Below are 14109 nucleotides of genomic sequence, written 5' to 3' on the forward strand. Positions count from 1 at the left end.
GAAGCGTTGGGAATGTCTGTTGCAATTTTTTGTTCTAATGCTTGATTTAATTGTGCAGTAAGTTTGGCTATGTCCCCATTATCCAAAACTTCAGCGCCAGATTGTTCTGCAATAAAATTAGCTACAACAGATGATATTATAGATGACTGGCGTAATACCTTATTTAGTACATGAGTAGAAACATTCTCTGGTGGAAATCCCGTCTGTAAATTCTGACTTTCTTCATATTTATCTTGACTCACTACATTAGCATTATCACTAATAGAAAATGCTTTAAAATCATTCTTTTGATTCATATACCTTCCTTAAATAAAATAATACCATTTCATAATCAATATATTTAAATCAATATAAAAATAATCACCTTGCAACTCATGCCAATCAAAGTCTAGTTTAGAAAAAGAATAATGTGTTGTTCTTATTTCTTATAAGGTTAACTAATTTTGTATAATTGATTGCAATAAGAAATTTAATATCAAGAAGTTACTAATCTCTCCCCTCTTTCATTTCTTACTACAATTTTTTTATTCTAGGTTATAGACTGAATCTCTTTCAGTATCCTAACTCTAGCATCAACAAAACCATTGTATGAGCGATCTGTTTATTCAGGTTATTGGCCGTTCCGGCAACTGAACATCAGACTCTTGCAGAACGTCAACACGAATAAGTAATAGTCGGTATTTTTTCCATTCGAGCAGAGAGGCTTTCTCTGGCGACTTCTCAATCAACAGAGTTTTGTCGCAATGAGGGCGTTTCATTTGCTTGTTGTAACAATTCTGCTTGCTGTTGTTTTGCATCGTTGATTTGATGAAATTTTAAGAGATCGTTATCTTGAGGTTTTATTGTTTCAACTTATCGAGCTGTTAGTTTATATTTCTAGCATCCTTGCCCATCACGGCTATGAGGTACATTGATGAATAGATACCAGTAAACAATAGTGAAAATTGGTTAGGGATATTTCTTTAATTTTATTGGAAAAAGCAGAATTTATAAGACGTGATTACGCGATTAGGAGTAGAGGTGGCGGAGGAGGAGAGATTCGAACTCTCGGATGGTTTCCCATCGGCGGTTTTCAAGACCGCTGCCTTAAGCCGCTCGGCCACCCCTCCGCAATGGCGTGCACTATAAACAGCCCCGAGACAGATGTAAAGCCACCTCCTGTTCGATTGCCGTAAATTTACCCTTTTTATGGTTGTTGGCTTATTTTATCCGCATATGTGCATACCATTCTTGGGTACAGAAGTGATTTTTGCTAAATTACGGCTACTTTTCTTTGATGGTTATTAATGATTATGTTGGTATTCGAAGGTCAAGAAATCGAAACCGATGCGCAAGGTTATCTGAAAAACAGTAGTGACTGGCAGGAAGCAATAGCTTTACTCCTCGCCGAACAAGAAGAAATCACTTTGACTGAACAGCATTGGGAAGTCATTCGTTTTATCCGGGAATTTTATAAGGAGTTTAATACATCCCCGGCTATCCGTATGTTAGTCAAAGCAATCGCACAAAAGTATGGCGAAGAAAAAGGCAACAGCCGCTATCTTTACCGTCTGTTTCCCAAAGGGCCGGCAAAGCAGGCAACCAAAATTGCCGGGCTGCCGAAACCGGTAAAATGTATCTAATCAATAAACTAGCTCAGTGGCGGACGCTAAAATCTGCAACATCCTCCACTGTGCAGGGTTGAGATGAAAAGTTATCTATTCGAGCTCCCGGTGGGCCACCCTGCTCCAGCCAATGGGTTAATTTATTTAGTTGCTCACTGTCACCATAAGCTACGATTTTGACACTACCGTTATGCAAATTACAGACATAACCTGTCAGCTTATTAAATTTCGCCCAATGAAAAGTTTGATAGCGAAATCCAACTCCCTGAACCCGGCCATAAACATAAATTGTTATCCCATATTTAATCATAATTACCCCCTGTCAACCCAATCACCTTGCGGTATCGCTCACATATATAGTTAAGCACACGACTGCTAGTTGTGTTTTGTATTTACTACAGCTAACCTGAAATAGATGAAGACACGCTCGCAATAGAGACTTCAACCACCGGGTATGCTCTTGTAATTCACCTTATTGCCCTTATATCAATGTCAATGCAAGATCTTCTTTGGAGGTGACTATGATTATCGCCAGCAAATTCGGTATCGGCCAACAAGTACGTCACAAGCTTCTTGGTTATTTAGGAGTCATCGTGGATATTGATGTGGAATATTCTCTGGAACAGCCCCAAGACGATGATATTGCATCCAATGCTGCTTTGCGTTCTGCTCCCTGGTATCACGTTGTAATGGAAGATGACAACGGTCAACCTGTGCATACTTATTTGGCTGAAGCACAATTAGCCTATGAAATCTCTGATGAACATCCAGAGCAACCTTCCCTAGATGAGCTAGCAGAATCCATCCGCAATCAGCTACTGGCCCCAAGGTTGCGCAATTAATCCCCATTTATACCAAGGCAGTTATCGTGTTTTTAAGCTGCCTAGGCAGCCGATGCGGCCCATTAGCCTACACAATGTGCAAAGTACAGTGGGAGGAATAGGAGTCTCACATCCGAAAAACATGCCAAAAAAAGTCCATCTTAGCGGTAAGTCAACGGATTTATTTTTCATAGATGCTTCTAACTAAATTAAATCCAGAAACACCTTCAGCAGGAGAATTACTTTTACAGGGATTATAGGCTATTTGTTTTTGAGACCAGCGATCTCACTTCGGAATCGACTAGAAATTTGTGATAAGTGAGCCACTGAACGAGCTTGTCTAATTTTGTAATGATCAATGTATCACCTTTACGAAGGTAATCCATGCAAGACTGGTATTGTAGTCAATGGGCCGTTCTATCACTTCGTTTTTTTGATAAATACGTTCACATCTAGCTTGTTTTAATTTTTCAAGTGGGTACTTAACATCCAGAACTTATCAATAGATAATTAATTTTGACGAATATCGTTTGATTCGAACATACTGAACGAATCAAACGATATTTAATGGGGTACTAACAATGGACGCATTTTCTGCCAATAAAGCCAAAACCCAATTTGGTGACATGCTACTAAAAGCACAATTTGTTCCAATCCAGATCAATAAAAACGGAAATCCAGTTGCCGTAGGTATCTCTATTGATGAGTACGAAAATATTGAAGCACTCAAATTGAGGTCGTTACAGTCGAGAGCCGCTCAGATCGAAGCTAATATCAGGGTGAATAACACTGTTGATGGGGAAGTATTTTTTAATGAATTGGAATCAGGCCAATATGACTAGACCTTAAAATTTAAGGAGAGGCAAAATGTCCGCTATCGAGCTTAATGCAGAACAACTTCAGATGGTGAGTATCATCCATAACCATGCCATCCGGTATCCTCTTACAGAAACTGGGGATGAGCAATTACTGCAAACTTGCTATGGCTATATGGATATGTTTAAGCTGGTGATAAACAGCACGTCACGAATCCAAATAGATTACATTTGCCAGCAGTACGATGGATTTTATAGGTTCGCAAAACTCATGGAAATGCTGGCCTATGATACTATCAACGTTCCTAGGGATCATTAATTCAGCCAATTACTTATGTCGAATACCGCTTAACACTGGACTCTCAGTCCAATCTTATCAAAATTCGCTGCTTTACCGTGAAGCAGTGGGGAGGCTCAATCGAAAAAATCCTATCCGAGATCAACGTCTACTAGCTGAAACGCCTACCTACGTAAGTCCAGACCAGACGTTTTATAGTGGAGGTATTGAGCGTTTCCCATGTCAGTCACGTTATTTATTCCGAGGTTCATGAGCAACAATTAGTCGTTTTTGACAGTCATATTGTACATTTTTAAAATGTACAGATTATTATATCCCTATATCTAATGTACTATTTTAATATGTACAAAATGAAGGGGATAATCATGCTTCAGATCCCAGTAGAGACCAATAACCGCATGTCGTTGCTATTGCCTCTAAAGAAAAATCATTATTGATGAGAGTGAACGGTTGGAACTGACAGAAAGAGACAGTTTATATGTACTGGAGCTTTCAGATAATCCACCGAGTCCCAATGATAAGTTGATGTCTGCTGCTTTTGCGTTACCGAAGCTATCATGACGTTACCATCATGGTACGAAGAGCCTGTCGGCAAGTTTCATGATCGAACAGCATTCTATTGTGGCAATAACTTGTTGAATCAGTTTTTATATCGCCATGCAAGGCAGAACTACGAGAAAGGGGGCGCAAAAACTTACCTTGCAGTCAGTGACTATAATCAAAAGATCCTTGGTTACTATAGGTCTTAGCCTTGCATTTGTAGCCTATGAACGTACTCCTGACGTGATTAAATTTGATCTGGTACGGCATGAAGTGCCTATTTTTCGGTTAGGTCGTCTGGCTGTAGATGTTTCAGAGCAGGGACAAAGACTTGGCAGTCAGTTATTACTCGCCGCAGGGCGATGCAACTTGTTAGTTGCAGCTCAGATAGGTAGGTGGGATAGCGTTCTAATTGATGCTAAAAATGAACGTGTTGCTCACTGGTATGTGTAATATGGTGCGATTCCATTACTAGATTCCTTTATCACTTTTGCTACCGTTTAAAACAATCCATGCAGTGCTGATGGTAGCAAGGAAACTTTGAATGAATAAATCAACTTATTCCTGAAAATTACAACTACCCCTAGTATTTCTGTTAAACAGTAAGGAAATGTTTATGTCATTTTTAGAAATAGGAGGTGAGATAATCCGTAGTACTCCGCAGGAGATACTCAGCTTCAGCCTTACGTTGACCCCTTCCAGGATAATAACAAAACTATAGTCGTGCTTGTTCACACAACACAGGTTGTTTTCCCTTTACAACTTGACCCATAAAATTTTCTCAGGAATGTTATTTTTCCGAAAAAGTTAGCGGTTATTGCAGCTACCCGGTCACCTCCACAATTTATCGGGAAAAGGATTTTAAAGGACGTTAAGAGCAAATCAGAAAAGTAAAAGACAGGATAAGAGCGACTAGCCTAACGTTCGAAACCGGGTAGGCTATCAACTCACAGATATGTACTGTGAGTCAACCGAGGCTCTTTCAGTTATTGATTATTGATAACAGGGAAAGCCTAACTCATTTTCAGCTAATGGAAAAGGCTTACGGATAATGAAAGAACAATCTTTACCCATCGTTCCGTGGATTGGTGGTAAACGCCGATTAGCAAAACATATTTTACCGTTATTTCCTGAGCATACCTGTTATGTCGAACCGTTCTGCGGTGCTGCTGCTCTGTATTTCCTAAAAGTACCAAGTAAGTGTGAAGTGATTAATGATATTAATGGTGAGTTGGTGAATCTTTATCGCGTGATAAAACATCATTTGGAAGAGTTTGTTCGGCAATTTAAATGGGCATTGGTCAGCCGCCAAATTTATAAATGGATGCAGATTACCCCTGAAGAAACGCTAACCGATATTCAGAGAGCAGCGCGTTTCTACTATCTCCAAAAGCAGGCATTTGGCGGTAAGGTGGCTGAACATACTTTCGGTACTTCCACCACCAGCCCACCGCGATTTAATTTGCTCAGAATAGAAGAAGGGTTATCAATGGCTCACCTGCGACTGACAAGAACTATCATTGAAAATATGAACTGGGCACAATGCGTCCAACGGTACGACAGGCCACATACGCTGTTTTACTGTGATCCACCGTATTGGGGGACAGAGGGATATGGCATAAAGTTTGAGCTTGATAACTATGATCTGTTAGCAGAACTAGCGCATACCATCCGAGGGAAAATGGTAATTTCAGTGAACGATATTCCAGAAATGCGCAAGGCGTTCAAAGGGTTGACAATGCAAGTAGTTAATATCGGGTACAACTTGAAAGTTACGGGGAAAGTCAAACAGAGTAAGGAGCTGATTATTTGTAACTTCTAATAACCGAGAATGGCAAGGCAATATATTTGCTTTGCCATTTTTTACCTTTAACCTAAGCCAATAGGTACATTCTGTTGTTCTAAACAAACCAAACAGATTGGCTAGCTAATTTAGCTATAGATAAAATTGTTTCGTTATCCCCTATATCAGGAAAACAATTATTTCCATTGTCCGTATAATCATTGGGAAGTTTGGCATTTTCATCAATATGAAATTTGATGGTTGTGCATGGAAGGATAGCTGTTTTCGTGAACTGTGATGTCAGTAACTTGATCGGAGTATTTATCCAATTCTGGGCATATTTTCTTCATAGTTGGCAATAATTGGATCATTGTTGTTATGGCTGGAGCTTTTTCAGACTCAATCTGAACGCTATTTCCTGTCTCATCATCGCACTCCATTGTGAGAGTTACGCACAGCTCATACCCTTATATGAAATAGAAAATAACTATATTTTTAAGAATTTCTACGTCGTAAGATTACATCTATGGTATCAATAACATTCTGATTTTCATCTATTATCCTATTTTCTATCTTCCTGTCCTTGTCCATTTTTTTTCCACAAAGTGTTATCAACACGACCCAAGAAATAAAGATTATCAATGTCTTATCATTAAGAACCAATACATTAGTAGGCCCTTCACCAAAAAACATCATATAAGCGTTCCATAGGACAAACGTGAATGCTATAAGCACGAGGCTAAATAACAGCAGGCAAGGTATATTGATGTAATAACGCCATTTAGCATCTTTATTTTTTATAAGTAATTCTCGTTTTATGGCAAGTAACTCCCGACTATCCCTTTCATGAAGCTCACGCGAACGAGATGGCGTGGGGTTAATATTGACAACTGAACCTACATGAATAGAGCCATGATTATTGCCACCAACGCTGATAGTTATCTGTCGCTCCTGCCCATCTTGGGGAAGTTGTTTAAGGCTATCAAAAACTTGTCCTGCTAATGTTTGTAATTCTTCATCTCTTTTGTCCATGAAAATCCTTTATTTTTTAATGATTAACAACCAGTTTTAATACTCTCTCAATTCTACTGTCATCGACAACCGACTCTTTAATTAAAAAGTTATATATTTTTGATGATTGCAGGACAAGTTCATCCGGCGTCCAACGGCGATTAGCCTGTTGTGCCATCGAATCTAGCTTATGAGCAATTTTTCCCAGTAATTCTTCATCTATCTCACTGTTTTTGTAAACGGTAGAGACTGACTGTTGAACTTGCCCTGTTATCAGGTACAACACATCAAGACCCTCTTTTGCCCAAAGGCTTATAGCGTCAGCCCCTGGTGCAGATTCGTCTTTTTCCCACCTTATCTGTGACTTTCTTGATGCACCAACCATCTCCGCGAAATCAGACTGACTAAACCCCAATCGTTCACGCTCTTTTTTTAATCTCTCACCAAGAGACATTTTTGTCACCAAAACCCTTTACAAGTCCCATTTATGAGTCAATAATATCACGTATTATACAAATAATCGATAAATCAGATACCTATACCGATAATAAAAATATAACCCTCATTTCTGAGGAGGAAAACATGTTACTAAAAAAACAAGTGTTATTTCCAGCTACGAAAAAGCACTTTGGTTTATTTCGTGATCCATTTGAAGACAGTGCAATTCAAAGTGCTGAAGATGTTTTTGTGACTCCAGATAGCCGTTATGTACGAGAAGCCATGTATCAAACAGCACGCTATGGTGGTTTTTTGGCAGTATCAGGGGAATCGGGTTCAGGTAAAACGACACTGCGTCGTTATCTTATTGACCGTATTAACAGGGAAAATACTCCCGTTATTGTTATTGCACCCTATGCATTAGCAATGGAAGACAATGACGTAAAAGGTAAGACCTTGAAAGCATCAAACATTGCTGAATCTATTGTGAATACCTTATCGCCATTGGAAAACCTGAAACGATTCTTTGAACTGGAAGATGGATTTAAAAAACTGTTATCGATCATTTGGATTGGTCAGCCTGATTTGGAGTTGACGCTTAATTTCTGGTTTTATTAATTTCAAGTTAGTTACAACAAGGATAGCGCATACCATAACCAAAGAAATGTAAATCTTCGAAATATTAAGTCCGGTATTTCATTTCCGATCTACTTGAAAAAAGGTTTCTTTGTTGAGGAAAAGAAGAAAATAATGTTGGTATTAATAAATGCATTCATTAAGTAACAGGTAATTAATATGGTAAAAAGAAAAATTCTGTTTAAAGATAAATCTGATTCCTACACTCCGAAATTATGTAAGTAAAGCTATTGTAAAAGACATGAATGGAATATCAATTAATTCAGGGAAAAAAGGTTTTTCAATTATCCTATTTGAACATAAAATTAAGGAACATACTTATGAGAATAACATGTAATCACTGCAAACAACCTGTTGAAAAAATGAATTTAAAACAAGCCAAGGTTATCCAGACTCCTGAGTTTGATGAGTGGGTTGTTGATTTAATTTTAGTTTGCCCACATTGTAGTCAGCAATATGGTGTATCTGTAGCAACATGGAATTTACAGCCACTGGAGACCACTCATGGATAAAACGGCCGTAAGGTTCAGTAGTTGCTGGCTATTTTTGTTGACTCAATTAGAGAGTACATAGCAAAGGATGAATAAGATGGCAAAACAGAAATTTATTCAGCTTATTCATATTGCACGTAGTAACCTAAAACTAGATGAAGATACGTATCGCCAGATGCTACTTTCAGAAACTGGAAAAGTCTCTACGCGGAAAATAGATATTCCGCAGTTAACTCGCGTTTTGGAAGCCATGAAAAAGCGCGGTTTTAAGATTAAAACTTCCAGGAAATTCAAAACATCACGTCCATTAGATAGCCACCCTCAATCAAAGAAGATACGTGCATTGTGGTTGGAAATGGCATGTTCATAATAGTTCTGAACAAGCCTTAGCTAACTGGGTTAAGTGTGAAACGGATATTGATGGTTTACAGTGGTTGGATTTAGACCAAACCAGCAGCATTATTGAAAAACTGAAGAAGTGGCAAAACCGCGTCACGAGGAAAAAATATGAATGATGTGAATAATTTTCGTAGCAAAGCTCCTGATCTGCTGGTCGAACTGGCACAGCATACAGCCTGCACGGTCCGTGAAATAATCCATGTTGAGCCTGCGTTAGCCGAACAAATTGGTGAAGCTGTTGCGAACCATATGATGCAGGTTTGGGGCGGTCAGAATGTCTATTTTCCTATGGGCATGGTTTGGAAAGTCAGCCTCCGTGATCGTGAGATTTTCAACGAATTTAACGGTAAAAATCATCATGATCTGGCTCGTAAGTTTGGTGTTTCTATTCAATGGATTTACAGCGTAGTGAAACGTATCCGAAAGGAGGAACAGGATCGCCTGCAAGGTAAGTTATTCAATAACGAGTCATCAAACTAATTGAGCTTAGTAAAATCAGATGGCAGACTAAACATGATTCTCGTTTGGTTTGCCTTTCAAATACTGAAAAGGATTTACAATTGAATCTCCATAACTTCCCACTTAGTCCAAGTTTTTCCCGTAATTGTCTTTCAGTTTCTTTTCAAATATCTTACTTTTAGTCCAGCAAGTAACGTTGCATATCATCCAACGTTCAGATTCATCATATAAGTACAATATGGCAGTCAAATGACACAACAAGATAATAGTAACCAGTGTAAACCAATTTTTGGTAAAGCTAATATGCTTTTAACGATGCAATATCTTGGTAGAAGATCAAGTATACTCACAGATATTGATGCTATCGTATGTGACCCTTTTGTTGGATTATTAGATCGTCATACGCTTGTGAACGAGTATGAGCCCTATGCATATAGAATGATGTCTGTATCATATGACTTACCAGAATGTTACGAACTTGAAAAAGATATTTAAATATTACACATCATGAACGTCTTGGCCCTAATGGTCAGAATGTAACATTTAGAGCCACTCAATATCCCTTTCTACACCAACACGAAATGACAAAAGATTTATGTTCAAAAAAACAGCTCGCTCAGGAACCTTTATCGATAACATGAAACTCCCTGTTCACCGGTGGTTTCGCTATTCCGCTGGTTTTTCGGCTGAGTGGATATATTCTGAGATTTTAAAATTTCAAGACGAAACGGGCAAAAAGGCGATAATTCTTGAACCTTTTGCTGGTTCAGGTACAACCAATATTGCGGCCGATTTTTTTAATGTGAGATCTTTCGGATTTGAGGGGCATCCCTTTGTAGCAAGGATCGCAAAAGCTAAACAGCTTTGGTATTTAGATACGAACGACCTAAATAATGCAGGAGAAGAACTTATCGCATACGCATCGTCTTTAAAGGCAATGCCGGATCCTACTCGCTACAATGAAAGTAATCTTTTGGGAAGATGTTACTCCTTTGATTCATTTAACAAGCTTGAACGATTAAAAATTGCATATGAGACATTATCTAATGCTGACCTACACTGGGAGTTAATCAGGCTAAACATAACATCAATACTAAGAGCGTGTAGCCATGTAAATACAGCTCAATGGCAATATGTATTACCCAATAAATCCAAATCTAAAGTACTTGATCCCTTTGATGCCTTCCTTGGAAAGCTTGAAATGATGAGAACCGATATGCTTCATGCAATTTCGTCAGGTTGGAAGAACTGCTCGCATATTGAATACAAAGATGTGAGACAACCGTTTAAAGCAGAAAAGTGTAACTTGCTAATTTCATCACCGCCATATCCTAATAACTATGATTATGCAGATGCAATGAGACTAGAGATGATGTTTTGGGGAGAGATAAATGGTTGGGGTGACCTCAAAAATGTTGTCAGACCTTCACTGATGAGATCATGTTCTCAACACTCATCTTCAGATAAAATCGATTTGGATGAAGTTCTCAGCAATCCACTTCTCTATCCAATAAAAGATGAAATATCTGATGTAACCAAAAAGTTAGACATAATAAGACATAGTAAAGGTGGTAAAAAATCCTATCATACAATGATTGCAGCTTATTTTTTAGATATGGCCAAAATATGGGTAAATATTCGTAAAAATATGGAGAAAGATTCAAAAGTCTGCTTTGTTATTGGTGACTCCGCACCATACGGCATATATGTTCCTGCTGAAAAATGGCTTGGGGAACTTGCTGTTTCTGCTGGTTTTTCCTCCTTTAGTTTTGAAAAGCTAAGAGATAGAAATGTTAAATGGAAGAATAGAACACATACAGTACCTTTACATGAAGGTCGTTTGTGGGTTTGGAATGGAAAATACAAAAAACACTCAAATATGTAGTTATAACCCCTTTATATGGACATAATTTTCAATTTCAAACTTTATTGCTTGTCTAAGTATCAGGATTCTCTTTAAATGAGATTAAAATGGCGCTACATCTTATGTCACTCATAATCCTATGTATAACAACGGGTTGAAGAAGGCTATGTGTAGCAGAATTATGAAATAATGAAATGGACACCTCCCTAAAACGGCTTCAGTGAGCCATGCTGAATACATCAGCAAAAATATGAAGAGATGTCCAATGGAACAAGTTATCGGCATTGATCTGGCAAATAAAAATGGCCGAATAGCCAGGGCTCTGGTCAGCCAACAATCGAGTGATGAACCACGATGAGTGACCCATGATGTAAATGATGTAGAAGTCCATAAGTTGATGTACTGACAGGTAGAACCGACTCTCTGTGAACCTGGTAAATAACTCAGTCTATCGAGGCTGTTGAAATAATGAGGGCAGAGAGTGCGGATTTTCATCCGGGCTCATTGCAGCCGAATATATGTTTGCGACTACGTTGTCAGAAAAATTTACTCACCTACTTGAATTGAATCGGTGTCCATATAAACAAGTGGTTTTTAAACAGACATGGGAGGCGGCTACGAAACAGTAGCTTCGTAAGCTAAACTATAAAGGTGCCCAACATTTAGAGAAAATCTTTTTAGGATCCCAATTCTTTATGGATTTTAAAAAATCATCTATCTTTTTAAGACGAGAAATAATTTAACTAATGATCTTGCGGTCGCGTTTTGGTATAAACAAAACGAACTTGATAAAATACACTTTACTTGTTAATAGTATGGACGTATATCAATCCTAGTGTAAATGGGGAAAATATCAGCCTTTATCGGAGAATAAAACAATCAATATCGCTAAAACTTTTCACGCGTTGGAAACAGAGCTTATGGAGCTACGAGTCCAGCTGGCCTCTGTTGTTCCGCTTAAGGCATGTGTATGCGTGCTCCCTCCGATTGAAGCAGGGAGTGAAAATTTACCGATAAATCATATTCAACCTGAACTTCGTTTCGGTCATGCAGCTGTTCATACAGCTTGCTCATCTTTCTCGGATCTACATATCCGAGATGGACTTTCACAAAAATCATCACGTCGCACCACCGGCATCCTGTGGTATGCGAGCAACAATGAGCAGTTTAAACAGAATATAAAGGCTCTGGTTGAAGCCATTAACAAGAAAAAAAATGCAATTCAGAAATATATAACGCAAAACTATACCGGACATCAGCGCTTCCAGACCCTTCATAATGCCTGTCCAGGAGTTATGACTCTACATCTGTACCGTCAGTTACGGTTTTGGTGTGATGAAAACATAGAGCTTGTCAGCTTCGGTTGGAGGCAAAAAAGTCTCTTCAGGGCTACTAATAAAGCCGAGCTTTTGGCTCAGATGGAAATTGAAAGTGATGCTTCAGCAGATAAAGCGGTCCCGATGATGCAAATGATAAAACAAATTATCAATGTCCCTGAAGAACGACTTCGTCTACGTCGTCCGGTGAAGGTACAGCCTACGGCAAACATCGTAATTCGTCGCCCTGATATGCTAGGGCAGGTTGAGCGCATTACAGTAACGTCCATAATGCCATTTATCATTATTCAAGATGAGCATCTTACAATTCGGCCACTTACTGAATTTCGTCCACAAGTAATCAAACCGCGTACTGATCGAGTTAAAACTAAGGTAATTGGAACTTTACACGGTGAAAGTATTGAGGTGATTCTATAATCTCTCACAAAAGAAGGTCTTATAATTCTGCTATACACATGGTTTTTGACTCTTACTACATATAAGGTTGTACATTGTGCAAGATGTAGCACTATTTTGGGATGTTATTTAGGATAACACCGACATGAAAGGAGTATTTTTTTCCTCCATAAATTAATTAATATCAACGAACTATGTAAAGCTATCGAGGATATACCTACTATAACAACGAGCTTATCAACTTAGAATTAAAAGATTTTAGTCTACCCCTGCATTCATTGGTTACTTAGTGTAAGTCGTTCAGTATCAGCATTAGGGGGTAGTACATGACAGGATTCTTTCAGATTAGTCACTGTATTTGAAATTTATATTAATCTTCATTTTTTCTACATAAAGAGTTACCTCACAAATCTACCATTCTGGACAACCTATTATCAATAACGGAATCTATGGTCACTCCCGTTTTCCAAGCAGAACCCTAACAGTACCTTCTTCGTCTCCAACAGGAAGCGTAATATTATGGAATAATGCTTGTTTTGTTTAAACCACTTGATGTTCTTGGTGTTGTAGCGGCGTACCAATGGTGGATAACCTTTCAAAAGATGGAACAGCAATCGCTGATCTCCTTGAGTTGTGTTCAAAAGCCTATCGATGACCAGCCTGATTTTTCCGGAAAGTTGCTAGCATAACGACTCGAACAGTCTCTCATGAACATTGGAATAAACACTAATAATCAAGCGTTCCATGACGCTTGGCCCCAGCAGCACAATTTTGGCGTTCAACAAATCCTGTTCGGGAGACAACAGTAACTCTTCCGGCAGTGACCTTGCTCAGCCTACTTGGATAACCATTTTTCCAGACTAGTTTGTTCGGTATCTTTGTATTTAAAAAAACCAGATAAGTCAGGATGTTTTTGCGCTGTTTGGAAAAGGTGGCATTTTGATCTGAGATATTGATGGTCAACGATGGCAGTAGATCTACCTGGTTGTTGAAGTAGCTTACAATGAGTGACGAGAGGTCGTTGACCTCCACAAAAATCTACTATTACAGTCGAACAGTATAGGGCTAGTATATCAACACGTAAAAGATACATTGTGGCATGTGGGGAAAACATCAAAATTAATTTATGGGTACCGATATTCGCTGATTATTTAAGCGATATCTTTTTACTCTGAACACATGTTTCAGCAGACCATTTAACCAAGTCAATCGTCGAT

At 38.6% G+C, this 14109-nt stretch carries 18 protein-coding genes, 1 tRNA gene and 3 pseudogenes; 15 read left to right on the forward strand and 7 right to left on the reverse strand.

Features of this window, described 5'->3' with window-relative positions; translation table 11 throughout:
* From BA1DRAFT_RS20440 to BA1DRAFT_RS20445, 3 genes and pseudogenes are all read right to left on the reverse strand, one after another.
* Positions 1-296: pseudogene (locus tag BA1DRAFT_RS20440) on the reverse strand (DNA-packaging protein); the annotation flags it as partial.
* Between the two features lie 309 nt (positions 297-605).
* Complete coding sequence (locus BA1DRAFT_RS22430) at positions 606-797, reverse strand: tail fiber assembly protein (RefSeq protein ID WP_235201191.1); 192 nt, start codon at positions 795-797, stop codon at positions 606-608.
* Positions 798-1021: 224 nt separating this feature from the next.
* Positions 1022-1109: transfer RNA gene (locus BA1DRAFT_RS20445), tRNA-Ser, on the reverse strand.
* Between the two features lie 183 nt (positions 1110-1292).
* Between BA1DRAFT_RS20445 and tusE the strand changes: the two genes are divergently transcribed.
* A complete protein-coding gene (gene tusE, locus BA1DRAFT_RS20450; RefSeq protein ID WP_036783230.1) occupies positions 1293-1622 on the forward strand; it encodes a sulfurtransferase TusE in 330 nt (109 codons plus the stop codon).
* A gap of 13 nt (positions 1623-1635) precedes the next feature.
* Here tusE and yccX read toward each other — a convergent pair whose 3' ends face one another.
* Positions 1636-1914 carry an acylphosphatase gene (yccX, locus tag BA1DRAFT_RS20455; RefSeq protein ID WP_036783197.1) on the reverse strand — a complete coding sequence of 93 codons (279 nt, stop codon included), beginning with the start codon at positions 1912-1914 and terminating at the stop codon, positions 1636-1638.
* A 211-nt stretch (positions 1915-2125) separates the two neighbouring features.
* Here yccX and hspQ point away from each other — a divergent pair, with 211 nt between their 5' ends.
* From hspQ to BA1DRAFT_RS20480, 7 genes are all read left to right on the forward strand, one after another.
* Positions 2126-2446, forward strand: coding sequence for a heat shock protein HspQ (gene hspQ / locus BA1DRAFT_RS20460; RefSeq protein WP_036783200.1), 321 nt, complete (start codon positions 2126-2128; stop codon positions 2444-2446).
* Positions 2447-3006: 560 nt separating this feature from the next.
* On the forward strand, positions 3007-3267 hold the full coding sequence (locus tag BA1DRAFT_RS20465; protein WP_036783203.1) for a type II toxin-antitoxin system Phd/YefM family antitoxin: 261 nt from the start codon (positions 3007-3009) through the stop codon (positions 3265-3267).
* Between the two features lie 25 nt (positions 3268-3292).
* Complete coding sequence (locus tag BA1DRAFT_RS20470) at positions 3293-3559, forward strand: hypothetical protein (RefSeq protein WP_036783206.1); 267 nt, start codon at positions 3293-3295, stop codon at positions 3557-3559.
* Between the two features lie 429 nt (positions 3560-3988).
* A complete protein-coding gene (locus BA1DRAFT_RS24745; RefSeq protein ID WP_420865162.1) occupies positions 3989-4099 on the forward strand; it encodes a type II toxin-antitoxin system TacA family antitoxin in 111 nt (36 codons plus the stop codon).
* Positions 4096-4287 carry a hypothetical protein gene (locus tag BA1DRAFT_RS24750; protein WP_420865163.1) on the forward strand — a complete coding sequence of 64 codons (192 nt, stop codon included), beginning with the start codon at positions 4096-4098 and terminating at the stop codon, positions 4285-4287. Before BA1DRAFT_RS24745 ends, BA1DRAFT_RS24750 begins: the two co-directional genes overlap by 4 nt.
* Complete coding sequence (locus tag BA1DRAFT_RS24755) at positions 4268-4531, forward strand: GNAT family N-acetyltransferase (RefSeq protein WP_420865164.1); 264 nt, start codon at positions 4268-4270, stop codon at positions 4529-4531. Before BA1DRAFT_RS24750 ends, BA1DRAFT_RS24755 begins: the two co-directional genes overlap by 20 nt.
* A 598-nt stretch (positions 4532-5129) precedes the next feature.
* Positions 5130-5900, forward strand: a complete 771-nt coding sequence (locus BA1DRAFT_RS20480; protein WP_036783209.1) for a DNA adenine methylase — start codon at positions 5130-5132, stop codon at positions 5898-5900.
* Between the two features lie 456 nt (positions 5901-6356).
* On the opposite strand, the gene BA1DRAFT_RS20490 is transcribed toward BA1DRAFT_RS20480, so the two are convergent.
* The gene (locus BA1DRAFT_RS20490; RefSeq protein ID WP_036783214.1) at positions 6357-6893 is read right to left on the reverse strand and encodes a hypothetical protein; all 537 of its coding nucleotides are present in this window, start codon (positions 6891-6893) and stop codon (positions 6357-6359) included.
* Between the two features lie 16 nt (positions 6894-6909).
* Positions 6910-7326 (reverse strand): helix-turn-helix domain-containing protein, encoded by a 417-nt coding sequence (locus BA1DRAFT_RS23355; protein WP_152544367.1) that lies wholly within the window; start codon positions 7324-7326, stop codon positions 6910-6912.
* Between the two features lie 104 nt (positions 7327-7430).
* Here BA1DRAFT_RS23355 and BA1DRAFT_RS20500 point away from each other — a divergent pair.
* From BA1DRAFT_RS20500 to BA1DRAFT_RS20530, 7 genes and pseudogenes are all read left to right on the forward strand, one after another.
* Positions 7431-7898 (forward strand): annotated as a pseudogene (locus BA1DRAFT_RS20500) (AAA family ATPase); the annotation flags it as partial.
* Positions 7899-8266: 368 nt separating this feature from the next.
* Entirely contained in the window at positions 8267-8458 is a 192-nt protein-coding gene (locus BA1DRAFT_RS20505; protein ID WP_036783217.1) for a hypothetical protein, read from the forward strand.
* A gap of 76 nt (positions 8459-8534) precedes the next feature.
* Positions 8535-8952 (forward strand): annotated as a pseudogene (locus BA1DRAFT_RS20510) (gp16 family protein).
* On the forward strand, positions 8945-9316 hold the full coding sequence (locus BA1DRAFT_RS20515; protein ID WP_036783221.1) for a Mor transcription activator family protein: 372 nt from the start codon (positions 8945-8947) through the stop codon (positions 9314-9316). The pseudogene BA1DRAFT_RS20510 and the gene BA1DRAFT_RS20515 overlap by 8 nt, the downstream one beginning before the upstream one ends.
* Before the next feature lie 228 nt (positions 9317-9544).
* The gene (locus BA1DRAFT_RS20520) at positions 9545-9790 is read left to right on the forward strand and encodes a hypothetical protein (protein WP_036783224.1); all 246 of its coding nucleotides are present in this window, start codon (positions 9545-9547) and stop codon (positions 9788-9790) included.
* Positions 9791-9890: 100 nt separating this feature from the next.
* Entirely contained in the window at positions 9891-11180 is a 1290-nt protein-coding gene (locus BA1DRAFT_RS20525; RefSeq protein WP_200868812.1) for a hypothetical protein, read from the forward strand.
* An 863-nt stretch (positions 11181-12043) separates the two neighbouring features.
* Positions 12044-12913, forward strand: a complete 870-nt coding sequence (locus BA1DRAFT_RS20530) for a DNA replication terminus site-binding protein (protein ID WP_268747250.1) — start codon at positions 12044-12046, stop codon at positions 12911-12913.
* Positions 12914-13618: 705 nt separating this feature from the next.
* On the opposite strand, the gene BA1DRAFT_RS23360 is transcribed toward BA1DRAFT_RS20530, so the two are convergent.
* Positions 13619-13924 (reverse strand): hypothetical protein, encoded by a 306-nt coding sequence (locus BA1DRAFT_RS23360; RefSeq protein ID WP_152544368.1) that lies wholly within the window; start codon positions 13922-13924, stop codon positions 13619-13621.
* Positions 13925-14109: the final 185 nt, after the last annotated feature.

Origin of the sequence: Photorhabdus aegyptia, assembly GCF_000612035.1 — a bacterium.
Taxonomy (GTDB): domain Bacteria; phylum Pseudomonadota; class Gammaproteobacteria; order Enterobacterales; family Enterobacteriaceae; genus Photorhabdus; species Photorhabdus akhurstii.